The 26332-nt window shown below is 48.4% G+C and carries 20 protein-coding genes; 11 read left to right on the top strand and 9 right to left on the bottom strand.

What is annotated here, in order from left to right; translation table 11 throughout:
- Window positions 1–46 precede the first annotated feature (46 nt).
- The 3 genes from BUB38_RS01465 (at window position 47) to BUB38_RS01455 (ending at window position 5276) form a co-directional block, all read left to right on the top strand.
- Window positions 47–2476 carry a PQQ-binding-like beta-propeller repeat protein gene (locus BUB38_RS01465; RefSeq protein WP_175547625.1) on the top strand — a complete coding sequence of 810 codons (2430 nt, stop codon included), beginning with the start codon at window positions 47–49 and terminating at the stop codon, window positions 2474–2476.
- 118 nt (window positions 2477–2594) lie between these two features.
- A complete protein-coding gene (locus BUB38_RS01460) occupies window positions 2595–4370 on the top strand; it encodes an ABC transporter substrate-binding protein (RefSeq protein ID WP_073156048.1) in 1776 nt (591 codons plus the stop codon).
- 111 nt (window positions 4371–4481) lie between these two features.
- On the top strand, window positions 4482–5276 hold the full coding sequence (locus BUB38_RS01455; protein ID WP_073156045.1) for a CDP-alcohol phosphatidyltransferase family protein: 795 nt from the start codon (window positions 4482–4484) through the stop codon (window positions 5274–5276).
- A 66-nt stretch (window positions 5277–5342) separates the two neighbouring features.
- On the opposite strand, the gene mpaA is transcribed toward BUB38_RS01455, so the two are convergent.
- The 3 genes from mpaA to ruvC are packed head-to-tail and all read right to left on the bottom strand — an operon-like array spanning window position 5343 to window position 7331.
- Window positions 5343–6056 (bottom strand): murein tripeptide amidase MpaA, encoded by a 714-nt coding sequence (gene mpaA, locus BUB38_RS01450; protein ID WP_073156042.1) that lies wholly within the window; start codon window positions 6054–6056, stop codon window positions 5343–5345.
- Between the two features lie 4 nt (window positions 6057–6060).
- Window positions 6061–6747 (bottom strand): M15 family metallopeptidase, encoded by a 687-nt coding sequence (locus tag BUB38_RS01445; RefSeq protein WP_073156039.1) that lies wholly within the window; start codon window positions 6745–6747, stop codon window positions 6061–6063.
- The gene (ruvC, locus tag BUB38_RS01440; RefSeq protein WP_073156036.1) at window positions 6744–7331 is read right to left on the bottom strand and encodes a crossover junction endodeoxyribonuclease RuvC; all 588 of its coding nucleotides are present in this window, start codon (window positions 7329–7331) and stop codon (window positions 6744–6746) included. The genes BUB38_RS01445 and ruvC overlap by 4 nt, the downstream gene beginning before the upstream one ends.
- 54 nt (window positions 7332–7385) lie before the next feature.
- Between ruvC and BUB38_RS01435 the strand changes: the two genes are divergently transcribed.
- The 5 genes from BUB38_RS01435 to BUB38_RS01415 are packed head-to-tail and all read left to right on the top strand — an operon-like array spanning window position 7386 to window position 14690.
- The gene (locus BUB38_RS01435) at window positions 7386–9281 is read left to right on the top strand and encodes a CHC2 zinc finger domain-containing protein (RefSeq protein ID WP_073156034.1); all 1896 of its coding nucleotides are present in this window, start codon (window positions 7386–7388) and stop codon (window positions 9279–9281) included.
- Window positions 9269–10453, top strand: coding sequence for a glycosyltransferase (locus BUB38_RS01430; RefSeq protein WP_073156031.1), 1185 nt, complete (start codon window positions 9269–9271; stop codon window positions 10451–10453). Before BUB38_RS01435 ends, BUB38_RS01430 begins: the two co-directional genes overlap by 13 nt.
- Before the next feature lie 14 nt (window positions 10454–10467).
- Window positions 10468–10785, top strand: a complete 318-nt coding sequence (locus tag BUB38_RS01425; RefSeq protein ID WP_073156029.1) for a Dabb family protein — start codon at window positions 10468–10470, stop codon at window positions 10783–10785.
- 10 nt (window positions 10786–10795) lie between these two features.
- The gene (locus tag BUB38_RS01420; RefSeq protein ID WP_073156027.1) at window positions 10796–12754 is read left to right on the top strand and encodes an LTA synthase family protein; all 1959 of its coding nucleotides are present in this window, start codon (window positions 10796–10798) and stop codon (window positions 12752–12754) included.
- Window positions 12744–14690 carry an LTA synthase family protein gene (locus BUB38_RS01415; RefSeq protein ID WP_254794843.1) on the top strand — a complete coding sequence of 649 codons (1947 nt, stop codon included), beginning with the start codon at window positions 12744–12746 and terminating at the stop codon, window positions 14688–14690. Before BUB38_RS01420 ends, BUB38_RS01415 begins: the two co-directional genes overlap by 11 nt.
- 75 nt (window positions 14691–14765) lie before the next feature.
- Here the strand turns inward: BUB38_RS01415 and BUB38_RS01410 are convergent, their stop codons facing one another.
- The 4 genes from BUB38_RS01410 to BUB38_RS01395 are packed head-to-tail and all read right to left on the bottom strand — an operon-like array spanning window position 14766 to window position 19289.
- Window positions 14766–15935, bottom strand: coding sequence for a glycosyltransferase (locus BUB38_RS01410; RefSeq protein ID WP_073156025.1), 1170 nt, complete (start codon window positions 15933–15935; stop codon window positions 14766–14768).
- Entirely contained in the window at window positions 15932–16942 is a 1011-nt protein-coding gene (locus BUB38_RS01405) for a glycosyltransferase family protein (protein ID WP_073156022.1), read from the bottom strand. Before BUB38_RS01405 ends, BUB38_RS01410 begins: the two co-directional genes overlap by 4 nt.
- Before the next feature lie 4 nt (window positions 16943–16946).
- Window positions 16947–17777 (bottom strand): glycosyltransferase family 32 protein, encoded by an 831-nt coding sequence (locus tag BUB38_RS01400; RefSeq protein WP_073156019.1) that lies wholly within the window; start codon window positions 17775–17777, stop codon window positions 16947–16949.
- Window positions 17778–17807: 30 nt separating this feature from the next.
- Window positions 17808–19289, bottom strand: a complete 1482-nt coding sequence (locus BUB38_RS01395) for an oligosaccharide flippase family protein (RefSeq protein WP_073156017.1) — start codon at window positions 19287–19289, stop codon at window positions 17808–17810.
- A 146-nt stretch (window positions 19290–19435) separates the two neighbouring features.
- On the opposite strand from BUB38_RS01395, the gene BUB38_RS01390 reads away from it, so the two are divergent.
- Genes BUB38_RS01390 through BUB38_RS01380 form a run of 3 tightly spaced genes read left to right on the top strand, consistent with a single transcriptional unit; the run spans window position 19436 to window position 23380 of the window.
- Window positions 19436–19855, top strand: coding sequence for an SRPBCC family protein (locus tag BUB38_RS01390; protein ID WP_073156014.1), 420 nt, complete (start codon window positions 19436–19438; stop codon window positions 19853–19855).
- A gap of 20 nt (window positions 19856–19875) precedes the next feature.
- A complete protein-coding gene (locus BUB38_RS01385) occupies window positions 19876–21738 on the top strand; it encodes a UbiD family decarboxylase (protein ID WP_073156011.1) in 1863 nt (620 codons plus the stop codon).
- A 1-nt stretch (window position 21739) separates the two neighbouring features.
- Window positions 21740–23380 carry a hypothetical protein gene (locus tag BUB38_RS01380; protein ID WP_073156008.1) on the top strand — a complete coding sequence of 547 codons (1641 nt, stop codon included), beginning with the start codon at window positions 21740–21742 and terminating at the stop codon, window positions 23378–23380.
- Here BUB38_RS01380 and BUB38_RS01375 read toward each other — a convergent pair whose 3' ends face one another.
- Both BUB38_RS01375 and BUB38_RS01370 read right to left on the bottom strand, forming a co-directional pair.
- Entirely contained in the window at window positions 23381–24952 is a 1572-nt protein-coding gene (locus tag BUB38_RS01375) for a glycoside hydrolase family 57 protein (protein ID WP_254794861.1), read from the bottom strand.
- 138 nt (window positions 24953–25090) lie between these two features.
- Window positions 25091–26332: a DUF4912 domain-containing protein gene (locus BUB38_RS01370; RefSeq protein ID WP_073156005.1), complete on the bottom strand. Its 1242-nt coding sequence runs from the start codon at window positions 26330–26332 to the stop codon at window positions 25091–25093.

Below are 26332 nucleotides of genomic sequence, written 5' to 3'. Positions count from 1 at the left end.
GCTTATGGTCATACTGACCTTAAGTGTCTTTTCTCATGCAAGTAAAATGGAAAGCTTGATACAAGAAGCCGTTTACATGTTTGAAATGAAAGGGGACGTGACGGAAGCTATCCGCATATTGGAAAATGTAGCCGCAGAAGGTGATCAGGAAGATCAGGAATCCGCCTACTTCTATTTGGGAAAAATCCAGGAATTGTCCGGAAACAATTCCTCGTCGAACTTCTATTACAAGCAAAGTCTATCAAGAACCAACGAAACAACTAAATCTTATTGGCTTGCCGAACGTGATGCGGCCACCAGCAAACAGATTGAAAGTTTCCTACTCACCCCAATCAACTTAAGAACCCGCATCAAGAGGTTTTTTGGAGAGGGGCCAACTTACTGTCTATTCCAGGACGAAACGGTTGGCAGAATAGACAACGGGAAGATAATCCCTATTCCGACAACACTGCCCGGCGCCTCTCAGATACTATTTATTACCGGCAAGGGTATTTGGTATCAATCCGCAGATGGAGACAGCCTGCATTTTCAGAAATTCCACGCAAGCGTGCCTCAAGTCAGCTACGGCATAGCCAAGGCAACAGACTACCTGTTCCTTGACAATCACGCCATCATTCAAACCAATACGCAACTGTACATTATCAATAAAAAAGGTATTGTTGCCAACATCGCTGAAAAATACTCAAACTGCACTATTGAAGGCTTCTATAAACCGACAAACGATTTCATACTCAACTGCGCCGACAATGCGCTTCATTTTGTGTCTTCCGAAACCGGAAATGAAAACATCAGCATAGCCCAATTTGACGTTATTAAGCAGACTATCATCAGTAGGGACTTGCTATTCCTCGTTTCAAACGGAAACCTTTATTGTTATGTACCCAAAAAAGGAAACAATCCCATTTGGAAAACCTCCATTAACAACGTGGAGTCCATGTTCAGCTTTGAACGCAACCTTGTCGTACTGGAAGCTTCAGGCAAGGTTTCCCTTTTTGACCAATTAAGCGGCTTCACTCGGGCGTCAATCCGTAGTGACGCAACCAAGATTTATCCCCTCGCCAAGGGAACCTTAGGATTATTCAGCGAAGAAGGTACAATTACAGCCGTAGACACTTTGTTGTACCCTCTTTGGAATTTTAGCTTCACCACCCCGATTGACGCCCCCCCCGTCCATACTGAAGACGGAATCTTCCTTTACTTTGGCGAACGAAAACTGTACCCCATTCAACCCCGTTACTACGGTAAGAAAATTCTTCGTTCCGAAGTATTCGCAAACAAGGCCATCGGCCTTTACGAAAGGGGCATGTGGGATTCCCTGGCCCCCGTGCTAGACACTCTATTCAGCCTGGAACCCGGCAACGCAGAAGGTTGGTTCCTAAAAGCCCTCTACCTCGAAAACAAGAAGAGCAGCAATAAGGAAAAGCAAAAAGCCTGGTCAGAAGCAGTACGACTTTCGGCCAGCAATCCTCGCGCTACAAACCTTATTCTGAGCCAGTACGGGAAATCCATTGGAGCAAAACACATCAACCTGCTTCCGATTTCACCGAAAACCCGCTACCCCCAACTTTTCGGCAACAAGAAGGACCTATTTACGATAGATCCTGCAGCCGATAGACTATTCTGCATCAACACCGAAAACGGGGAGCTGAAGTGGTCTAAGAAAATCAGCCATCTTGAAAATACACCTGTCATCGCAAGCGATGATAGGAACCTAGTGGTTGCCTCCGGCTATACAGTCAACTTTTTCGAGTTCAGTAAGGAGTCTGTACCCACAAACATCCAGCTTCCCGGAAAAGCCTTCGAAGCCAAGATTCTCGACCAGGCAACATACATTACTACATGGAACGGATTTATTCTCAAGGCAATGAAACCCGACAATAAGCTGGCCTGGTCAAGAAAGATTTATTCCACCCCCTTCTTTGCCGTTAAGGATCACAATTACCTATACACCTGCAATCTGGAAGGCGAGTTCAACGCTTTGGATGACGCATCGGGGCAAATCATCAGTGGATTCTCCAGACGGATCCAGGGACCTGTTTCCCATATGGTCACCGCCGATTCAATAATGGCAATAGCCTCTAGCAACAATAAACTGATCCTTTTCAACCCCCATCAAGGAGAAAAACAGCCTGTCCAAATTTTGGTGGAAGCCCCTATCGTTTCGCTACAATCGATAAGACATAATGATGAAAGCAAACTGATTATAGGTTTGTCAGACCAGACTCTAATGCTTTATTCCAAGGAGGGCGCACCCATATGGAAATACAAGGGTGAAAACTCCATTTTCACGACCCCATTTGTCAAAGATGGAGAAATATGGATCGACCAGGGAAATGAAATTGTTTCTATTTCGTTAAATGACGGGAAATTCATCCGAAAATTCAATACCCCCGGAGGTGCAGGAACCCCGTTTGTCATGAATCAAACCCTGTTCAGCGCCTCCCCGAAACGCATATTATACGGTTTCTCTCTGTAAATTTTTTAGAAACATCCTCTAAATAGCCCAAATTTTAGGACTTGTAAACAAAATTTGATAACTTTTTCATAAAAAACTCACTAAATTTCTAACGAATATTTCTTATGGGCATTGGAAGATGAGCAAACTTTTAAAAACTAGCGTTTTCTCTGCATTCGCAAAAACGATCATGGCAATCGCCGCGGTCGGTTTGGTGGCCTGCAATGAAGACAAGAATGAAGTCGTAGAAACAGAATCCTCAGAATACCCCCGCAGCGAAACGCTCTATATCGGCGGCTTTGACTGGGCCCCCCCGTCCACCTTCAATCCGCTGGATTACGACCCCAACTTCCCGATTGACGGAAACTGCAGACTTTCCTACGAGGCCCTTCTAGCCTATAACCAGCTTAGCGGCGAACTGGAAGCCATGCTTGCCGACAGCTATAAGAGCAGCGAAAATTCCATTTCTGTTCACCTGGACCCCAGGGCCAAGTGGAGCGACGGTACACCGGTTACAGTCGATGACGTGCTCTTCACGTTCCGCATCGACTCCCTGCTGCCCACTCCTAGACACGGCAACTGGAACTTCCTGAGCAAGATTACCGCAGACGATAAGAACAATGTGACCTTCCACTTCGGCAAGAACAAGAACCCGCTCATCATCTTGAACGCCATTGCGGAAACCTCCATTCTTCCCAAGTCCGTATTCGAACCTCTGATCAACTCGGCTAAATCCGGCAAGGATTATGATATGGCCAAGATTACCGAGTTCAAGAATGATGATCAGCCTGTTGTTTCCGGACCGTACAATCTGAAGGCCTACTCTCCCGACCAGATTGTCCTGGAACGTAATGACAACTATTGGGGCAACGCCAAGTATAACAACCAGAAGCCCACGCCTCGCTATATCATACATTCCCTCTACAACGGCAACAATCATTTCAACAGCGCCATGACCAAGGGCAACCTGGACATCTCGTCTGTGTTCCTGCCGCGCATTTGGGATAAGGCCCGCGATAGCATCCGTGCCTGGAGCAGAAACGAACCGTACCACCAGCCCGGGTCCATCACTACCCTCCTTATCCAGCAGCAAAGCGCTCCGTTTAACGACGTTGCACTTCGCCGTGCCATGATGCACGCCATCAACTTTGAAAAGATCAAGTCCAGGGCAGTTTCCAACTATACCCCCGCCGTTCAGCCCGGTTTCATCCTGCCTTTCGGCACCGAATCTAAGTATTTCTTCAAGGAAGACGCCGACAAGTACGGTTACTACTACGATATCGAAAAAGCCAAGGCCATTCTCGCAGAAGCTGGTTACAGCTGGGACGACTCCGGCAAGTTACTGGACAAGAGCGGTCAGCCCCTTAGAAACTTCACTATCGAATGCCCCCAAGGCTGGACCGACTGGGAAGACGTCATCAAGGTTTCCGTGGAATCCCTCAAGGAACTGGGTCTGTCTGCAGAAGAAAAGTTTGTGGACTACAGCACTTGGGACAAGGACCTCCGTCTCGGAACCTTCGACCTGGCCATGAAGACCCAGACAGCAGAAATGTCCGCAGCTTCCCCCTGGAACCGATTCGACCAGATTATGGGTAGCGTTTCTTACAAGCCTGTGGGAGAAGAAGCCTTCGCCAACCAGGGTCGTTACAAGAACGCCGATGCAGACAAGTTAATTAGCGCTATTCCTGCAATGACCGACGAAAAGGAACTGACCGAGGCATACAGAGAATTGAACAAAATCTTTATGGAGACCATTCCCGCCCTGCCGGTTATGTACCGCCCGACCCAGTACTACCAATTCTCCACAAAGCACTGGACCAACTTCCCCAGCGAAGAAAACCCCTACGCTCCGCCCCAGATTCTGGTGATTGCAGCAGGCGTCAAGGCTCTTTGGGGAATCAAGCCCGCCAAATAAGGCGTCAAATACGATTTTTTTCAGAAAACGTTCCCTCGGGAACGTTTTTTTTCGTAAAATGGATAAAAAATAAGCTATTTTTCAGCCAGCACTTTTATAGTGGAGGATATAATGGGAAAGACTCGTTTCATTTTGCCTAACGCATTCACCAGTATGAATTTTTTGCTGGGAGTATTCGCTGTTTGTTGGGCAACGGGTGCATTCAGTTCCTTTACCACGGCAGACCCTATCCGTATGGGTGGCTATTTTATCGTTCTTTGTGTTCTGCTGGATAAGCTGGACGGTTTTGCCGCACGTCTGGTTAACGCCAGCTCCGAGTTCGGCGCTCAGTTCGACAGCCTTGCAGACCTTATCGCTTTCGGCGTCGCCCCGGCATTCACCGTGTTCTTTGCCTATAAGAACTGCGCTCCGGAATGGTTCCAGACCAACGCTGTGCTTTTGATTGTGACTTTCTCTATTTACGTATTGTGCGCCGCTATGCGTCTGGCCAAGTACAACGCTTGCGACTCCGACACGTTCCACCACCACTTCTCTGGCCTTCCCTCCACTTTCGCAGGTGCTGTTAACGCCATCCTGGTAGTCTACCTGAAGTCTAAGGGCGTTTTTGCAGATCCCAACGGCGCTTTCATCTTCGTGCCGATCCTGGTTATGCTCGTTACCGGTCTTCTGATGGTGAGCCCCCTGTTCCTCCCCAAGCTGCAGCCCCGCAAGAGCGTCGCTCTCAACTTGTTCCAGGCAGTTCTGATTGTACTCACCTACATTAGCGGTTTCTTGTTCGTTTCTGAAAAGATTCCGTTCATTACCGAATACCTGTTGCTCTTGATGAGCCTCTACATGATTATCGGTTTTGCTCTTGGCCTTGTGCAGCGCAAGAAGATTATTGCAGAAGCAGAAGCACAGAAGTAATTCTTATAAAAGGTTTAATGCGAAAACTGCGAGTCAATGACTCGCAGTTTTTTTTCAATCTAACTTTTAATATTTGCTTTCCAAAAATTCGGCAAGGGACGTTCCAAACCGGTCAAAAAGTCCCTCCAGGGACATTCTAGGCAACTCCAGCGTAACGCATTGTTTCGGGCCGCCAGACGCCATATTTTCTTTGCACCAGGTTCCTAGGCTGCCGGGAGTGGGATAGCCAATATCGGGCATCCAGGGAAGGTTAAAAACGTTGCACAGACCTTCAACCAGAGAAGTGCGCTCAGGTGCATCGAGGCAGCCAATGGGCGCATGCATCGAAAGGATTTCTTCCGGTTTCAGCTTTTCTAGCAGATCCAGCAAGCCAAGGACTTCAGGTTCTACGGGAAATCCATCCGCACTGCAAGAACGTAAAAGCGTATCTCGGGGAGCCTCCAACACGGAACGGGAATAGACATAGCCTTCCGGCTTTACGGATACGGGAAAGTTTCGATTCAGGTCCACGCCGTTATAATTCCCTCGGGTGCCCAAGGTCATGCCATCGGGATTGGCACAGAGGACAAAGGCGGCGCGTTCCAGGGGCGCACTTATCAAGCGCAAAACACGACTGAGCAAAAAAGTCGTTTCAGGTTCTTCACCGTGAATTCCCGCAATGACAAGCAGTTCGCATTTGCCTTTGCAAGGGACATATCGAAGATCCGTCCCCAGAACTGATTTGCCGTAGGTTTCCAGCGGTAGCCTGAAAAAACCGCGAGTCCGTTCATCCAGATTCATAGCACTACACAAAATAGGGGTAGATATATTCTTGCGCCAGCTTATCCAGATTATCTAAAAGAGCGGACTTGCAGGCGATTTCTGTCTTCTCGTAGATTTGCTTGAGGCGGTCTAGGGAGAAATTTTCAAGGTAGCGTCTGGATGTGGGCAAATGGGCGATATGCCACATTTCGGGCTGAATCTTGCCGCGGCCGGGAACGAAAACCCGCTGGAAGCCGGCGGATTCCCCGGAGTCCATCAATTCCGTCAGACGTTTATGGAAGGGGGCGAACATCCCGTTACATTCTGCAGGAGTCAGCTCCACTTCATAACCTGGCGGGCAGGCGTTACCGTCGACAACGTCCAGGTCGGTGCCTAGGTGATGGCGGCTGGCGCCCGGCAGGGCGGACCAGGTCAAGATGGCATACATCAGCTGTTCTTCATCCTGGGGGCGTTCCATGGGGATTCCGTTGGCGTCTAACAGCTTTAATTCGCCAGAGGCCTTGCGGTTCCAAATGCTGAGCTGACGTTCAAAGGGGCGGTATGCGGATTCCAACCGGAGTAAAAAGCCTTCCTTCGCCAGAGTTTCTTTTAATTTATTGTAAGCGGGAAGGACGTTCTTATCCATCATGTATCCTTCCATTTCTATAAAGTCAGACGAACCGGCCTCACGTAATCCATAACAAATTAAATTTTCATTTTTACAACTCATTGGATCGTGCCTCCCATTTTCTCAATCAGGTCCATCCACTGTTTGGTAGTCGCCTTTTTCTTTCGGCTGGTCAGGGATTTCTTCTTGCCGCCGGCACTCAGGATCGCCGTAGACATGGGGCTCGGATTGGCGTGGGTCCAGGCAATGGCCAGGGCATCGGACGCATCCAGGGGAAGGTCACTTCCAGAGATTCCCAGGCGGGCAAAAATCATGTTTGCGACCTGTTCCTTTGCGGCACTTCCATCTCCGGTAACGGCCTGTTTAACCACCTTGGGCGGGTATTCACTGTAGGAAAGTCCACGCTTGCGGCAGGCCACCAAAATTGCGCCACGGATGTGGCCGAGGACAAGGGCGCTGCGGGCATTTTTCGCAAAGAATACGCCTTCCATGCTCAACGCATCGGGGCGATATTTGTCTAGAAGAACTTCCAGTTTAGAGACAATATGCAAAAGGCGGTCTTCTAGTTCGTGGTCTGCAGGCGCATGAAGCACTCCATATTCCAGAACTTTCAAGTTTTTGCCGTCTGAATCTAAAAAAGCATAGCCGGTAGTGATAGAACCGGGGTCAATCCCAAGGATAATCATGTCTTGAAAGTTAAAAAAATCTAGATTGTCTTTCTAGAAAGTAAGAGGTATACAATGCTTATCGATCAAGAACGCATGGGTATGATTATGCGGGCGAAAACTCATCCCCGCCAGCTAGGAATTCCCCTGTCTCGTTGGGGCAGGAACCTTATCGCCTGTTGCCCCTTCCATTCTCCGGAAGAGACATCCCTGTTCTTTTACGATGCCTTGGGTTATTGGCGTTATCGTTGCCTGCAATGCGGTAGCGAAGGAGACCTTGTTGAATTTGTAATGCGCAGCCGCTTTAACGGTTTGGATGAGCAGGCCGCCAGAACTGAAGCGCTAGACTTTTTAGGTACGTTGGAACAGGAGCACGAAACCCAGCCTGATGAACACCCATGGATCAAGGAAATCGGTGGCGAGAAATCCAAGGTTCTGGAAAATTTCGTTCGATACTGTCACTGGGCCGCTTGCAAGAGTCCCTCTTCTGCAGAATTTTTAGCTTCCCGCGGCTGGAGTATCGGACAGGCCCAGCTCTATGGTATCGGTTACTATAGTGGCGACCCGGAACCGTTCATCAGCTACTGTATGCTCTCCGGTATCGAAAGACACCAGATTAGTTTCTACCTGGACAATCTGGAAGCCTACCACGAACCCCGCATCACGATCCCGGCCCGCAACTCCAAGGGTCTGATCCATTCTGTTTATGGCCGTCTGATTGATGATGCAGAGGCTACTCACCCGTATGTGTCCTACGCCTCGGGTCCCAGCGACATTCCTTTCAACATCCAGTCGGAAATTTCTAAGCCCGTCATTGTCGAAGGATTCTTTGACGCGCTGACTGCAGACTTGGCCGGCATTCCGGGCGTCGTGTCCACCATGTACCAGGAACTGAGCCTAAGCCACCTCTATAAGTTGAAGGCTTGTGGTGCGGATGCCGTTACGGTTATCCTCCGTCGTGAGCAAGACCGTCGCGAACAGGAATTCCGAATTCAAAAGTATCTGAAGATGGCCGAAGAACTGAATTTGAAGTTCAAGTCCATCGTCCTTCCTGCAGGCGAAACTGTAGACCAGGTGGTACGCAAGAACGGTGCCGACCAGCTCATCTCTCTTGTGGACCAGACTGAAGAAGATACGGTCCATACCCACCGTCGTTCCATGCTCCTGCAGGACATCAAGGAAAACTTTGATACGGCCATGGGTTGCCCGCCGGAGGTCTCCGTCGGCTACACGCTGAATACCTTCCCCAAGCTGACGAGAGAAATCGACGGTATCCAGTCCGGTTGCTTCTACGTTTCTTCTAAGCCCTTCGGTTTGAAGACCACCCTGCTTTCCAGCATCGGTCTAGACCTGCTCCAGAGCAACCCCAACTTGAAGTTGATTTATATCGCCCTGGAAACGCCCCGCCGCCAGATTTTTGACCGCATGGTGGCCATGATGATTGGCGAATCAGTCCTTACCGTTCGTAAGCAAAACGAAGACGAAGCTATTAACCAGAAGATTCTGGAAGCCACACGAGACTTGATGGGATTCGTCCGCAACAACCGTCTGGAAATCTGGGAAGACCAGCCTACCCTCGACAACATCGAGTTGGCAGACATCCTTAAGGACGAAGTAAAGGAACACCCGAACCTGGTAGTCATCATCGACGGCATCGATCACCTGAAGGTTTCTACCCATATGGACCTGTCGGATATTTACCAGAGACGTTCCTCCGTCATTCTGGACCTGTACAAGACATTGGACATTCCCATGTTCCTTGGCGGCGAGCTGATCGATTCCGATGGCGAACTGGTTGGCCCTCGCGCATACCTCCGCGATTCCGATGCGACCTACTGGCTGGAAGAGAAGGGTGCAGACATGGTACTGAGTGTGGATTCCAAGCGTCTCGGAAACAACAAGCTATATCAGGGCAACCTGCACATAGACCCTCTTTCTAACCGTATGGAAGAGGAACCGTGTTTACTGTAGTCGACTTCAACAACTTTTGGAGTCCCTCGGGAGGCGGCGTTCGTCGTTACCATCTGCAGAAGATGGAATTCTACAAGCAGCAGAAAGATGTTCTTCTGGTGTTTGTGATGCCCGATGGGAAAACGTATACAGAACAGGTTAGCGACAGTCTGATTATCGAACATGTGGAAGCCTATAGATTCCCAGGCAACTGGGAATACCGTTTCATGTGGAGACAGAGCCAGATTCAGCCCGTACTCAAGAAGTACATGCCCCAGGTCATCGAAGTTGGCAGCCCCTACATACTGCCCACCGTCGTTCGCCACGCCGCAAAAAAGATTTGCCCCAAGGCAGCCCTTCTCAGTTTCTGGCATGCGGACTTCCCCGTTACCTATGTGGGCCGCCCCGTCGCAAATAAACTGGGCAAGGCTTTAGGTTCCGTTGCAGAAAAGATTGCCTTCTGGTACGCCCGCCGCGAATTCACACGCTTTGACGCAGTAGAAGTTTCTTGCAAGGAAGTAATGGAACGACTGGAACGAAACCATCTGCCGCACCCCTACTGGGTTCCTCTTGGTTGCGACATCCGGATGTTCTCTCCCGAGAAGCATGACGCTACGTTAGCTGCCGATTTTAAAGGCGGCAATTCCGATCGTCTGACCATATTCTTCCCACACCGTTTTTGCGAAGAAAAGGGAATCGAACTTTTACTTGGTGCCTATGACGAATTGACCGCAGAACTTGGTGTGGAACCGGAATTGATCCTCGCAGGAACAGGGCCCTACTTGCCGCAGGTGCAAGAAGCGGTCAAGACCCACCCCCATATCCGTTACGTGGGATTTATCAAGTCTATCGACGAAATGGCCCGCCATTATGCAAGCGTTGATTTAGGCCTAGCCCTTTCTGGCTGGGAAACCTTCGGTCTCTCGATTCTTGAAAGTATGGCCAGCGGGAACGCCCAGATTGGAGCCGCTACAGGAGCCGCTTGCGAGCACGTAAAGGAATCCGGAGCGGGAATCATTCTTGAAGAAAGAACGCCTCACGCGCTGGCCCAGGCGATTATCAAACTTTACAAGTCTGACCTGACAGACAAGAAACTCAAGGCCCGTCAGTACGCAGAAAAATTCAGCTGGAACGATTGCTTTAAACGTCAGCTGGACCTGTATAAAGAAATTTCAACAAATAAGAACAACTAAAAAAAGGAAATAACATGATCAGACATATCGTTTGGTGGAAGTTGAAGGCCGAAGCTGAAGGTGCAACCGCTAAGGAAAACGGCGAAAAGCTTGTTGCCGCCTTCCACGCCCTTGAAGGTAAGATTCCCGGTCTCGTCAGCATCGAATCCGGTTTGAACTTCAACAAGAGCGAACTGGGCAACGGCGACATTGAATACGATATCGCACTGGATACCACCTTCCGCACCAAGGAAGCTCTGGACTTCTACCAGGGTCATCCGGATCACCAGGCTATCGTAGGCTTTGTGAAGAAGGTTGTTGTAGAACGCCGCGCTGTCGATTTCGAATATTAATTCATAAAAAATGGCAATTATCATTTCTTTACTGAATAAGATAAAGAGCCATATCCAGAGTCACAGGAATCTCGTATTCCTGTCTCTGGCTTTTTGGGTGGCTCACATCATTCTACGCGTTTTACTTCTGTTTAGAAGTAACCCCTACGGATTCCCTTTTGTTAGCAAGCCGGACTGGTACATTTTCCATGCCGTTTGTCTGGACTTTATCTGGATTTCCAAAGCCCTTGTCATATTCCTTGTTATTGCAGGAATCCTAAAGGCGATCAAGCCTCAAAAGAATTTTTCAAACGTTCTGCTAGTTATCTACGCAGTTTTTCAGTACCTGCTTTTTGACCTGACATTATTTGATAACGAAGTTCAACGATTCCTTGGATGCCACCTGACTTTCGGCATCGCAAATACCTACAAGGACACATCTTCGCTGGTCATGCTCTGGGACTATGTCGCCAACGACTATTCCATTCCCTTTTTGCAATTCATTCTCCCCTTCGCCATCATCCCATTCATTTTTGTCATCTACAAAATACTAGGCCGTAAGGCAGAACAAAAGGTAAAGGGCATTTCCATCGGAATGGTGATATTCTTTATTATGTCCTCCCTGTTCATCAATGTCATATGGACAGGAAACGCCCGCATGACAAAACTTCGCCCCGTTGTAACCTTGATTTATAACGAAATCGTTTCGGACCATCATCAAGGTTTGACGTACAATGACATCAAGGCCTACAGCAGGTTCTATCAAAATTTATGGACACAGGTAGAAGGCGATTCCCTCTGGAATTTCACAAATGACGAAAAGGGCAATCCCCTTTACCGCACCCCTTCTAACGAACTTCTACAAAGTGAAAAGTTGCAATCCCAGCGAGCCCAAAAGCCAAACTTCATCTTGGTCTTTATGGAATCTCACCGTGGTTGGAATACCGGTTTCCTGAACCAGGGAAAAACATCCCCTACCCCCTATTACGATTCCCTGGCACAGCACTCCCGCATTTGGGAAAGAATGCACACCAGCGGGCTTCCCACGACAGGTGGCGTACTGACAACCCACATCGGCATTCCCCACCATTCAACGCTAGCACAGGCAACAGATCTGGCACACATCACCTTGCCTAGCTTCGCCTCGACCCTGACGGATTCCGGATACGCAACCCATTATTTCTCGGCAGCCGACCCGGCCTGGGATAATCTGGGCGTATGGATGTCTAAGTGGTACACAGCACAGCATTACGACAGAAACCGCGAAGACGACTCCACCTTCTTTGATCACGCCACGGAATACGTTCTGGACACACTTTCAAAACAAGGGAAGCCCTTCCTGGCCACATTGATGACTCGATCCAACCACTACCCCTTCAATTTTGCAGCGGGTATGACGGATGAACAAAAGCAGCTGCCTCTAACCGAGCGCATCAACGTCACCATGAACTACGCCGACCGTCAGCTGTCCCATTTTATGCGTGCCGTAGAAAAGCAACCCTGGTTCGAAAACACCTATGTCATCATCATGGCAGACCATGGATTCCCCCTAGGCGAAAACGGAGTATCTACAATGAATGGCGGAGCCTATTCTAACGCCACCTGGATTCCGTTCCTCATTTACGGCAAGGGCATCGAACCGGCAAGAGACACGGCAACGACAGCACAAATGGATATTGCCCCCACCATTCTTGAATTGGCAGGTATTGCAACGCCAAATATTTTCATGGGACACAACTTGCTTCGCGGTTACGGCGACGGACTTTCTCTTGGAGCCTACGCAGGAGTCGCTGCAGTCGGTTACGAAAATCGCAGACTTATCGAAAAACTGCCCCTGGGCACCGGTGACGTACAGGGCCTTTTTGCAGAAGGCGATACCCATCAAGAAAAGAACCTGGCCGATTCCGAAGCGCAGACGACTTCGAAACTGAAAGCCATGCTGGACTCCCTGATTACAATTTCTGACTACTCTCTGGAACATGGAATTTAACTTGAAAAAACTGAATCCCTTTGTCATTATAACAGCCATAGCTCTTGTAATCCAGAGCTACATGCTGGTGCTTTTCTATAGCCTACCCGACCCGCTGGGACTCTCCCTTTCGGAAATGTTTTCGGGTCGCACCATTTGGCAGATCTGCATGGCATTTGGCGCCGTTCTCGTAATGTCATCCATTTTCACCTTCCTGAAGAAACCCCGGGCAATGGTGATCTTTTACGTGTTCTATTTCTTCATAGCCATTGCCGACTACGAGGTTTTCAGATTTTCACACCAGCGACTTTCCTATTCCTTTATACGTACTTATTTTCACCTGTCCAACATCGTTGACGAAACTACAATCACAACCTTGGGTGGCGACCTAAAAGGAACCATCCTGTGGGTAGGTCTGTTATTATTGATTGTGCTGGGCGGTACCGCATACTGTATATACGAAACATTAAAAAGAAAGAAATCCAAGAAGCAGGGAACGCTAGTCGAATACAGTTTTACAAAAAAACTTCCTATCAGTTTCCTTACATCAGGTCTGATTCTTTCGATTATACCGCTCATCTTGTTCCTGACTGGGGCTCGCGGCGAATACACGATTCCCGTCATCAATACAAAGGTGGACATCCGCTTTACCTTAGGCAAGCATACATTAACAGCACCAATCCTTCACATTGCCGCTGTGGAAACCTTTGAATTCGTCCGCGACAACTACAGCATTACAGACGAACTCATCAATAACCTGGACTCCTTTTTGCCGGCAGATTTCAGCAAGTCACGTCAAGATGCAGAATTCCCCGGCTATAGAAAGACGCCAGCCCACGCCTACAAGGCCCAGCACCCCTACAACATCGTTTTCATATTCGGCGAATCCTTCAAGGGCCGCATCATCAACCAGATGTTAGAAGGGGATACAACACTCGCCCCAAGCCTCTGGGATCTCGCCAATCGCGGTAGTTTCTGGTTCAAGAACGCCTTTAGCGGTGGCTACCCAACCGTTCGCGGAACTATGGCAACCTATCTGGGATTCCCCTCCCACCCCAACCGCGACTTGCCCAGTTTCTACGCTTCAAACCATTTTACCGGATTCCCGGAACTGCTGGAAAACTACACCCGATACTACGTCACCGTATCGAACCCTGTTTTTGACCACACGCTACCCTTTGTAGAAAAATTCTTCGGCGACAACTGGAGACTCCCCGAAGACACGAAAATCCCAGGAACAACAGACAGCCTCGGCGTAGACAAGGCCATTGAAGTTCTAGACAGCCTTCCTACAGATTCCCGTTGGCTGCTGACATTCAATACCATCGCCACCCACATCCCCTTCTTTGGCTACCCGGATGAATTCGCCCCGAAGCCTGACGATGCCATGGAGCGTTACCGCAACGCCTTGCGATACACCGACCAGCAATTGGGACGTTTCTTTGAAAAGCTTGCAACTCGTGAGGATTACGAAAACACCGTCGTAATCATTCTTGGTGACCACGACACACCGGTGGACTCCATTGACTACGCTGTTCCCCAGCCTCTGGGCGTTGCCACCACGCGAATTTTCATGGGAATTTTCTCTGCCGACACAAACTTAGTACAGGGTCTGAACGTTCGCGAAGACGTAGCCTCGCAACATGACGTAGGCCCCACCATTATGGACTTGGCCCAAGTTCGCAAGCCCAACCACTACTGGGGTTACGATTTGCTGGCCCAGGAACGCCCCGCAAATCAACCGTCTATGTTCTTCTCCCAGAACTCCTACTATCTGGGATTCCGGGACCATGTGATTATGGGCGGCCTGGATAACGAAGAAGTTTATCGCGGCGAAAAGGAACACTTTGCACAAACCACCGACAAAAACGATTTGGCCTGGAAAACAAAAGCTGTGGGAGCCAGCAAGGTTTTACGTTCTCTGCTGCGCAACGATACGATGCAGCCCAAGGAATAAAGCATACAGAAAATAAAACGTAAAGGGAGCGCCCTAGGGCGCTCCTTTTTTATGTTCTTTTTTACCGTATGCGGTTTACGTTTCTGACTTCAAAATCCAGGAAACAGCCTTTTGCAAATCATCTTTCTGACGTTTGCTCACCTCGGCATAACGCTTCAGGGCACGCTCCGCATAAAGGCCGTAAATGGATCCGTCCAAAAGTTGGATCATGCGGTTTTTCATTTCGCTCACAGAATAAGGATCGAAATAGAGAGCCGCATTGTCGCAAATTTCGGGAATGGACGTAGAACCGCTGGCTGCCACAGGCACGCCGTAACGCATAGACTGCATGGGAGGATAGCCAAAGCCTTCGTTCAAACTGGGGAATATAAAGGCGTAGGCATTCTTGTGTAAAAATTCCAGTTCCTTGGATTCCACGTAACCCAGGAGTACCAGGCGATCCTTGTGCCTGACATTTTTCAGATAGACTTTAGGATTGGTCGCTCCAGTAATGACAAGCTTGAAATCAAAAGCTTCCCCTTGCGATTCCATCATGGAAACCAGCTGGTCGAAAGCCTTTACGGAACGCAAGTTATTCTTTTCCCAGCGGGCACCACTAGTAAGCAAGAAATACTTCTTGGGCAAAACATTCGGCGGCAGGAATCCTTCCGGTTCGTATTCGGTCATGGGGCTGTAGAATACGGGAATTTCCTTATGGAGCAGTTCCGGGAAGAAGGACTTGATAGACGCACGGCTGTGTTCGCTGACGGTTATGGTATCGACACCGCCTTCGGCAATGCATTTAGCTAGGGCCTGATATTTAGGCTTATAGTAGTACTTTTTCCACCATTCACGGTAGCGGAAAAGGGCCTCTACCTTCTGGGACAACTTCTTGGCAAAGGCGACACCCTGACATTCGTAAGGCATTTCCAATGCACGAACGCCGTGCCAGGTAAACACAAAACGTTTAACATTCACCTGCCACTTCGGACTCAGAGAATAGAGCGGAGTGTAAAAATCAGTAATGTTATTTTCGTCGATAATCTGCTGAGGAGAGCTGACGCTCAGATCATAAAGCGGAACGCCATTAGATTCGCAGGCGGCAAGGATATCGGGAGACAGGTATTTACGGCTGTCATAAATACAGCTGAATTTTGCACCTCGATTCACCATGGCCCAGAAAATCACTTCGCCATAGGAGCCCCCGCCATGAAACTTGGCGCTGTGAATGGGCTGAACCGCTTCCAGATTGAAAAGCAGACTCATAGGATCTTACCAATCAAGGAAAGCAACGGCAAGACAAAAGGCATCTTCTTGTACACAAAACCCAAAGACTTGGCAAATGCGTAGGAACGGATAATATCGGCGCCCAATTTACCGGCATGCTTTGTCTGATAGAGGAAAGCATCCTTGGCATGGGCAATGACGTCATCGTAATATTCGTTGATGGTAATGCTCTTGTCGGCATTGACCTTCACGGGAATATTCTTCAGGTCGGTGTAGAAGTTCTTGCGCAGGATCTTGGGCAGGAACAGGTCCATGCTATCGGGAACCTTACGGCCACAGGTGTTGATAATGCGAGATCCGAAAAAGTGGAACACCTTTCCTGTGGGAATGTAATCGCGGGCATAAGCCATCTGGCAGTTCCATTCACCCGGCATTTTCTTGGTGACATAATTGAACTTGAAGTTGGCTTCGGCCAGAGAGGCCATGTCATAGGGGAAGTTCTTGGTCAGGCAATACAGCCACAGTTCATGCCACTTTTCAAAGAAGGCTCGAGCCTCGGGCGTATCGCTGGCAAACATGACGCCACCGTTGAAAATCTCATCGTTCAGAATCGGAGAGAATCCCAGCATCTTGGCATTGTTCAGAATCTTCTTGCGATTAATGGCCTTATGCAAATTGGTGTGGAAGTCAAGCACCGCATAAATTCCGCCGCGCCATTCATCAGGAATGGAAAGGTCGCCCACAATGGCGATGTCAGAATCCATATAGAGGAAATCGCCATCCACCACGTTACGCATCACCGTCTTCAGATAACGGGAACGCATCATGGGAGTAAATTTTTCATCGATTTCCAGAGCCACCAGTTCGTCTACAGTCTCTTTCAGGGCGGCTCGGGGGCCAACGAGAGTCGCTGCAGTTCTGTCGTCAGTCAGAAGCGTAACAAATGCTCCCGGGTTGTGAACACGCAAAGATGCAATGGCCACCAAAGTCTGTTCGCAGAAGAAATCCTTCTCGGAACTGGTCAAAACAAAAAGATACTTTGTCATAGACTTAATACTTGATCAGGCTCTTAGATTCGTAATCATTCAGGGTTTCTTCGAGAGACTTATTCTTTTTACCGATCTTGCAAATAATAATCGGCAAACGTCTAAAGAATCGCACGATACGATGAGTGAAAGGTCTCCAGCTACCACTGGTTACATGAATCGCATACGGTTTAAAATTCGTTTCATCGCAGCTGGGCAAGAAGACCTTGCTGGGCAAAATCATCATGTTATTTTCAAGCTGCTGCAACTTATCCTTGTACACAAAACCGAAATCCTGCGCCGTATGGGCATACACATAAGGTGCAATATTTTCGATGTTCAGCTTTCCGTTAGGCAAGATGAACTTTTCTCGTTCATAGTAAGCCATGGCCTTCTTCAAGAAGGGATGATTGGCCTCGGCACCAAAAATGGCAGCCTGCAAGGCAAGTCCCGGAAGGGGAATCTTGTTGGGATCCTTTTTCGTGCCATCTTCGTTCAACATCTTCCAAGACTTATTTCTCTTAAAATGAGACGTAAATTCAATATTGGTAAAGTAGCCGTTACTTAAAAATTCATCAAAGCTCTGGTAGACAAAAACGTCACTATCCAGATACACGCCACCTTCTGTATAAACCGCATAAAGTCGAATGTAGTCACTTGCGAAAGCCCACTTAGACATGCTAACCGCTTCGCGAACAAAAGGAACCGTATCAATAATCTTTTGGCAACGAGCCATATCCCAATGGATGATTTCATAATCGGGACAACGGCGCTTCCAGCTATCAAGGCAAAGTTTTGCAAGAGGAGGCAGCGGATCGTTAGAAAGCCAAATGTAATGTATCTTTTTCGGAATCATATCAACAATATACCTAATTCACGAGGTGGACTAAGATTTCTTTTTCTTACGAGACCCCATTTCGCCAGCAAGACCCTGTTTAAAGAAGGTCAACACAATCAAAAGAATGATGCCTACATAAATGGCGGCCTTTATCCAAAGGGAAGGAGCCCAGACCGTATTCAAGACAACGTAAGAAACAATCAGGAGCAGGATCCAGGCAATCTGAATCAACAGGTTCAGCCTAAAGGGCCAATATCCCATTTTGCGCAGGTACAGACACATCCAGACATTCTGCAGAATTTGATAGGCCATAGAAGAAATGGCGGCGCCAGCAATGCCAAAAATGGGAATACACATACGGTTCATGATCGTGGCAAACACCAGGGAAACCATATTCATGAAGAGCATAAAACGGCTCTTGCCCAAGGCGTTGATTACAGATCCGGTAAGGCCAAAGAAACCATTTATCAAGTTACCGATAATCAGGATGCCTAGTACGGCAACCGGGTTTTCGTCGGTCACAAAAGACTTTCCCGCAATCATCATGGTCTGCTCGGGGAACAGCACAATGAAAAAGCCAATGGTCAACTGGATCAAGGTCACCATGGAAACGCAATAGGAAAACACCGGCTTTAAGTCCGTGTCAAGGCGTTCCTTGGACATTCCCGCGACCACAGGTTGCAAAATAGGATCGTAACTACTGCGAACTGTCTTGAGGCCGTTAGAAATGGTAACCATCACCGCATAGACACCGGCGGCTTCAGGTCCAATCAAGGCCAGCACCATCCACAAGTCCATGCGCAAAAGGAAGGAAGCGACAATTTCTGTAACACCCAGGGGAATAGAAAACTTCAGAAGTTCCGACGGAATCTTATCCTTGATAAACCAGCGGATCTGGGTAAACTGTCTATTGATCAGGAAGATGTAGGTTATAACGCCAAACAGGTTAGAAACAAAGAATCCCAAGGGCAGGGCCAGCTTATCCTGGAATCCGGTAAAATGCAAAGCCAGGGCAATAACAGGAGCGAGAGTCGTTACAGCAAACTCATTGATAAAAATCTTGTATTGCGGACGACGGTTCCCTTCGGATGAAGCAGCAAACAAAAGCAAGGACGTGTAGGGAATGATAGAAAGAACATAAAGCGAGATTTCTGCCGACGAAAGCATGGCCAGGCCCGTGGTAATCCGCTGCAGGTCAAAGGCGGCACCACCCCACATGACCACAGAAATCACCAAGGCGAAGAAAAGCGTACGCCACAAGGATTCAATAATACCCTCATGCTCCGGACGACCGCAAACCTTGTTTTGCGGAATGTATCGCAGCATACCTTTATCAAGGCCAATCACCGCAACACGACTAAGGCTCAAGATCAAAAGCTGAGTAGAAACATATATTCCGAATATTTCCTTACCAAAAACTCGTGCCACCACAATCGTGAGGACTGGAGCGGCAACCTTCAAGGCGGAACCGGCAAAGGTAAAAAGGGTACTTTTACGTAAAAATTTTTGATCAGTCTGTACAGAATTCATTTCGGAGGTACAAGATAGCTTTTTGAAGAGAAATTCCCAACGGAGCCAAAAAATTTACTACATTACGGGTCATGGTACAATTCAGTCAGACTTCGTGGCAAGAATACTCTCTCGCAAACCTGCTAGAGACACTTAGTTGCGCCCCTATGAAAGTGGCTGTAGGTACCACTCCCGTCATCTACTATACCCTTCCCGAGACTCTGGAAAAGGGTGATGTGGTCAAGTACACTATGATGGTGGGATTCAAGAAAATCACTTGGACTGGCCTCATCAGTGCCTTCAGCGACAACAAGTTAACGATTCGCCTGGGCAACGGTCCCTTCCGTGGTTTTACGGCAAAGCATGAGTTTGTCGCAGACGGAAGTCTGACCCGCTGTTTCGACAGTTTTGAATTCCAGGGTTTTATCGGCGGTCCCGAAGAAGTTTTTTCAGGTCTGATAAACAAGGCTAACCTTGTATATGCTGTTGCTAGCCGCAAGGAAGCCATCAGCATCAAGGCAGCCATCGTCGCCAAGAAGCAGACCCAGAGTTTCAGCGCACTAAATCAATCCTCTACCGCCGGTTAATACCGAAGATCGGGGTTCCCATGTACAAATCCCTTGAGCAGGCTCTGCTGGACTTAGAAAAGGCCGGCATGTTGAAGCGCATCCACCAGGAAGTGGACCCTAATCTAGAAATGGCAGAAATTGCCCGCCAGGTTTTTGAAAACAATGGTCCCGCCCTTCTTTTTGAGAAGGTCAAGGGAAGCCCTTTTAGAGCGGCCTGCAATATTTTCGGAACCCAGGAAAGATTGGACTTCCTATTCCGCAAAACCATAAAGGGAACCCAGACGGCAGTCCAGTTCAAATCTAACCCCGTCCAGTTCTTCAAGAACCCCAATCCGGTCAAATTGCTGAGAGCGGCCTGCACAGGCATTAATGCCCTCCCCCGCCGCAGAGGATCCATCAAGGATTTTGAAGAATGTACCCTGGCGGACCTTCCGCAAATCAAGAGCTGGCCTTTGGATGGCGGCGCCTTCATTACGTTACCGCAGGTAGCGACCCGCCCTAGCGAAAACGCAAGCGTCATGACCACCAATGTCGGCATGTACCGAATCCAGATTTCCGGAAACGAGTACGTTCCCAACGAAGAATGCGGCCTTCACTATCAAATCAAGCGCGACATCGCCAGACACCACCGGAAAGCCATTGAAGAAAATCGCCCCCTTAAAGTCAGCATCTTTATAGGCGGCACTCCGGCGCAAACTGTAGCCGCAGTCATGCCCATGCCCGAAAACCTTTCTGAGCTGGTTTTTGCAGGGATGCTGGGGGGTAGACGTTTCCGGTATTTCATTCACGATGGTTACTTGATTTCTTCTGATGCCGACTTCTGCATTCTTGGCGAAATGGAACCGGAGCTGAAACCCGAGGGACCTTTCGGCGACCATATCGGATACTATTCCGACAAACATGATTTCCCCTGTCTTAAGGTAAAAAAAGTCCTTTGCAAGAAGAACGCCATCTACCCCTTTACCGTCGTAGGCAGGCCCCCCAAGGAAGACACTCTTTTCGGCAGCTTTATCCATCAGATAACAAAGCCTATGGTTCCCGCATCGATTCCGGGGCTTCACGCCATTCACGCTGTAGATGACGCCGGAGTTCATCCCCTTTGCCTAGCATTGGCCAGTGAACGATTCGTGCCCTACGCCAAGGAGCGGGAACCCATGGAGCTGCTGAAAACCGCCAACGCCATTTTAGGGTTCAACCAGGCAAGTCTCAGCAAATACCTTTTAATCGCCGCCAAGGAAGACAACGCCAACCTGAACGTCAACGATGTACCCGCCTTCTTTGCCCATGTGCTGGAGCGCCTGGATTTCAGCAGAGATCTGCATTTCCAGACCGCCACCACAATCGACACATTGGACTATACAGGAGGACGTTTAAACCACGGTTCCAAATTGATTATGGCTGCCGCCGGAGAAAAGCGTAGGAATCTTCGCCATGATATGCAGGACATAGAAATTCTGCAGTTACCGGATGCATTTACCAATTCACAAGGAAAGACGTCAAGAAATCTTATCAAGATGCCCATGGCAGGAGTTCTTATCATTCAAGCGCCTGCGTTTGACGAAAATGAAAGAGAAGCCATTTTCATGCAACTGGAATCCGCCCTGGAGAAATGGGAGTTTAGAGAGAATTATCCCTGGATTTCAATTGTCGACCAGGTATCCGAAATCGACAACGAACGTCTGGATGGAAGCAAGCTACCCGACTTCTTGTGGTTAACGTTCACCCGTTCAGACCCGGCCCGTGATATATTCGGCCTACAAAGTTTCATACAAAATAAACATTGGGGTTGTCATGCGCCGATAATCGTAGACGCCCGAGTAAAACCTCATCACCAAAAAAGTCTGACGATTCCCAACGAAATAAAAAAACGTGCAGCTGAAATTCTTAAGCAGGAACTCTAACATGATTGCTAGATACATCGCAACACTTCTGTTTATTGCAATGGTGCTTTGTACATCTGCATATTCTCGTAGTGTCTGCGGAACAGAATTGATGATCAAAAATCGTCATGGTCAAAGCCTTGCAAAACCGTCTGTTCAATCAACATCAATTTCACTCTGCAACAGCGAAGACCTCTACGACAGCGTCTATACAAGAACGACAGACCACTTCCAGATTTTCTACACCCTTTCTGGCCCCCACAAAACAACAGCCGCCTTTGTAGATTACTTGGCGAGTTATGTGGAAGAAGCACGAAAATTTCACACCGAAAAAATGGGGATGCAACCCCCTCAAGGCATTTCAGAAACGCATCATTACCAGAAACCCGTAAAAGAGGGGCTCTATCCCGTTGAAATTTTGGACATTTCTCTTGTGAGAAATTCACATTCCGTTTTCGGGCAAATCTGTAATGAATGCTATGGAGCAACATATTCTCCCGAAGAAAATAACGAGAGCGAATTGATGATTGAAAACGATTTCCGTCATCAGCCTTCCCTCCAGGTTGCTTACGACACCATTTCAAAAGACAATCAAGGTTGCGTCTACCCCCGTCCCACCGTCGAGTTCGAAAACAAGGCTCACGGTTACTCCTATGCCGAACATTGGAAAGAAGGCATCCGGGTTACCGTCATTCATGAACTGTACCACGCCATACAACTCGGGTATCACCCTTTCACAAAGGAAACCTTTTGGTTCGAAGCATCAGCATCGGGAATCGAAGAAATCGCAAACCCCGATATCGATGATTACTTCAGCTACCTTTCCTCCATGTCAACCAAGGTAGGAACGCCACTTAACCAAATGGGCCAACCCTACGGCGCAGGCATTCTACTGATTTACCTCTATAATTTCGTCGACAAGAAAATTGACAAGGCCATATGGGAAAACTACAAGAAAAATCCCAACAAGCTTTTCCCCGAACAGCTCAAAGCGGTGATTGATCAAAAGAAACTTTCTGTAGATTCCTTGTTTCAGGACTTTGCGACAAGACTTTCTTTTGCAGGGAACCGCAGTACATTCATAGACTCCACGGAACTCATTTGCAAGGATGAACCCAGGTGGCCAGAATTCTCATACATCCAGTTAAAAACCAACGGCGACAACAAATCGGCAAAGCCCGCGATCAACGACCTAGCCTATAAATTTTACAGCAATGGCTCCCCCATTTTAGAAGATTTTCTGGGGCAGGTTTCTGCAGTCGCTTACCAGGGAAAGTCCGCTCAAATTGAGAATTTTAAGACAACCAACGATGCAGATCTATTCTACGCCCAAGCCTCGGCAAATTCAAGCATCGATTCTATCGCATGGATCTTTAGCAATTTCAATAGTCAAGAGTACCTCCCCACCGTCCTCAAGGATTCTACCCTGCGAGCCTATCCTGTTCCCTGGCGAGAAGGTTATCTGTGCTTTACCCCGCTCCCCCACGACAAGCACTTCATAGAAATCCGCAATCGTCGCGGAAACCTGATTTCCCGAGAAAAATATGAAGGTTCAACACTCTGCCTCGAGGAATCCCGAGTGAGAGAGTTGATGGCTCCAGGAGTTTACCGCTTTAGAGTCGGAAACAGCGGGAAAACAAAGGATTTTATTATAATCTATTAATTAAAGCCAGCTAAAGATGCAGTCATCCTTTTCCAACTTGGGAAGGATAGACGAAGGCGCCAGCTTATCAGAATTCTTGAGCACAGCCTTGCAGGCTTCTGCAAACAGGGCATGCCCATTGTTGTAATGTTCATCAAGACGGCGGCGGGCATAGCCTTCCGCAGAATGATTGTGGATCATGAAAGCCCAGTCAGAAGACTGGAACAGCATCAGTTCACGTTCCATCTGCTTGATATAACGGCTCATCAATTTGCCGTTCTTCTTACCAAGGGCACCCATTCGTTCCTGAATAGATTTCAAATGCTGAATCATGGCGCGAAGACGATAGGACTGCGGATAATACTGATCCGTTTCGCCGTTAATCCATACGGAACCAAAGCCTCCTTCACCCCAGCTAGAAAAAGCCGGTTCATGAACTTCGGGATCTGCAGACGAAGTCATCACCTGATCAGCACCAGCAAACTCAATCACATTAGACGAGGCGGCACGTTCCAGCATCGCTTCAAGGAACAAGGGACCTTCAAACCACCAATGGCCAAAAAGTTCAGCATCGTAGGGGCAAAGCATGCAAGCCTTATTTCCTTCCATGTTCACCAGCAACTCAGAAATTGTGGTTTCTCGATTAACTACGAAAAGGTGGGCATGATCGCGAGCCAGACACATGGCATTCCAAGGCCTATAAAGCTCCTTGTTTTCGGAACCCGTAATTCGATTGTACTTAAAACCGGAATCAATGGGTGTTTCACCGGCAAAGAAATAATCCCCGAGATAATCCTTCGGACGTTCCTGAGCGATATCCTTAAAAAATTCGCGGTATTCAGGATGCCCCGGATAACCAGTTCGGCGACTCCACACTTCCATGGAGCTCTTCTGCTCGCGGCCCATACAATACAGGCCCTGAGTGGTTTTAAGCGGAGTAAAAACGCCATACTTAGGAGGCGGAGAAGCAAGCAGGGCACCGTGAGTTTCCAGGAAGAAATAGCGGATACCGAATTCAGCCAGGTACTTATCCAGTCCCGGGAAATAACCACATTCCGGAAGCCATACACCCTGCGGCTTACGGCCAAAGGCCCTTTCAAAACATCTAACAGAAACATCTAACTGTAGACGAATCGATTCAGGATCGCTCTGGTATGCCGGCAGGAACGGATGCGTTCCTACGCAGGTCAGCAAATTCAGTTTGCCCGCATTTTCCAGTTCAAGAAATTCACCCAGCAAGTTACGGTTAATACGGCGTTCCCACGTATCAATCAAAGTTTTCTGACGTTCCAGATAGAACTTCGACAACGATTCCTGGGGTTTACCTTCGTTAAGGCGAACTTCTTTCTGAATGAGTTCCAACTGCTTGTTGAGATGTTCCGAAAACTTATCTATGAGACGTTCATTGGAAAGCATCTCGATCAGCGGTGCCGAAACACTCAAGTTCAAAGTCCCGGGAACCCCCTTTTCCAGAAGACGACGCATAGCCTGAACCAATGGCAGATACGTTTCTGCCATAGCTTCAAAAAGCCAGTTTTCTTCAAAAAAACGATCGTATTCAGGATGATGCACATAAGGTAAATGCGCATGCATCAAGAAAAGGATTTTACCAGGAGCAGACATAGACAAGTACGAGTTATAAGTTATGAATTACGAGATCTTATAAGGCGGCTAAACCACCGTTACAAATCTCATAATTCGTACTTCTTAATTCATAATTAAGCCGCAGGCTTACTCCGTGCGCTTTACAACGATAGGAACGATTGTTGTGGGGAAATCGCCATCCTTATCGGTAGCAAAGACAGGAATAACCTTGGTCACATCGGGCAGGTCTTCTTCAAAGCTGAAGGTTCCATCCGGATTCAGGGGGAAGTCTTCGCCGCGAACCTGGAGATGGGCGTCGGGACGAGTGCCACCGTAAACGATGAGACGAGTCTTTACCCACAGGAAGAAATCCTTACCGTAGCTAACGGAATCCTTAGGAGCGGCAATGGAAAGAGAACCGTTGCTCTGGAGGGCAGCACTGGAAAGTGCGCCAGAGAACATGGATTCAGAGGAGCTACCAAAGTTTTCGCTCAAGGACTTGAGCCAGGATTCAGCAGTCTGGCTAGAGAAGCCGGAACTCATGAAGTTGCCCAGAGTATTGCCGCCCAGGGAAGCCTTGGCAAAAGCATCATCAGAAGCGGGAGCTGCTGCAGACTTGTCGAAAGTCATGACCGGAGCAGATTCCACGATAGGCATAAAGTTGTTGCCCTGAACAGCGCCAAGAACGGCGACGCAGGACTTGTTGGACGGATTTTCCACGTACCAGCTGCGAGCATCAGCAGGAACTTCGATATCGCGGAACTTGCGCTTCTTGCTACGCTGGACAGTCAGGTCGGAAGCAATGTCGAACAAACGGAGGACCAGCTTTCTCTTGCCCTTCTTGGCCTGCTTGATACGGTTTTCGGAAACTTCCCAGAAGGCATGCATCCAGTTAGGATCCTTCTGCATGAGAACCAGGTATTCAGCGTCAAAGGACTGAGCCATGGAAGCAACGTCAGCAGACTTTTCAGAAGCGTTTTCAACTTCTGCAGAAGCGGCCTTGGCCTTTACACTTTCTGCGGCAGCCTTAGTTGCCTTAGCAGTCTTTGCAGTGGCCTTAGTAGTCTTTGCAGCGGTCTTGGCGGTTGCAGCCTTGGTAGTCTTGGTAGCCTTTTCAGTCTTTTCAGTCTTTTCTGCCTTAACGGAAGCCTTAACAGCCTTCACCTTAGTTGCAGCAGCCTTTGCCACCTTGGAAACCTTTGCCACGACCTTTTCAGCCTTGGCTTCAGCTTCCTTCAGGGTATCGACGGTAGCCTTGGAGGCAGCCTTTTCCCCTGCAGCCTTCTTGGTCGTACGAGTTTTCTTAACTACTTCAGCAGTCTTTTCAGCAACGCTCTTCACAGCGCTCTTGATCTTAGACTTTACTTCTGTTTCTTTCTTAGTTGCCAT

It is taken from the genome of Fibrobacter sp. UWH5 (genome assembly GCF_900142505.1).
Classification (GTDB): Bacteria; Fibrobacterota; Fibrobacteria; order Fibrobacterales; family Fibrobacteraceae; genus Fibrobacter.
The sequence above is the reverse complement of the archived record's forward strand: the minus strand, read 5'-3'. Positions and strand labels throughout refer to the sequence as shown.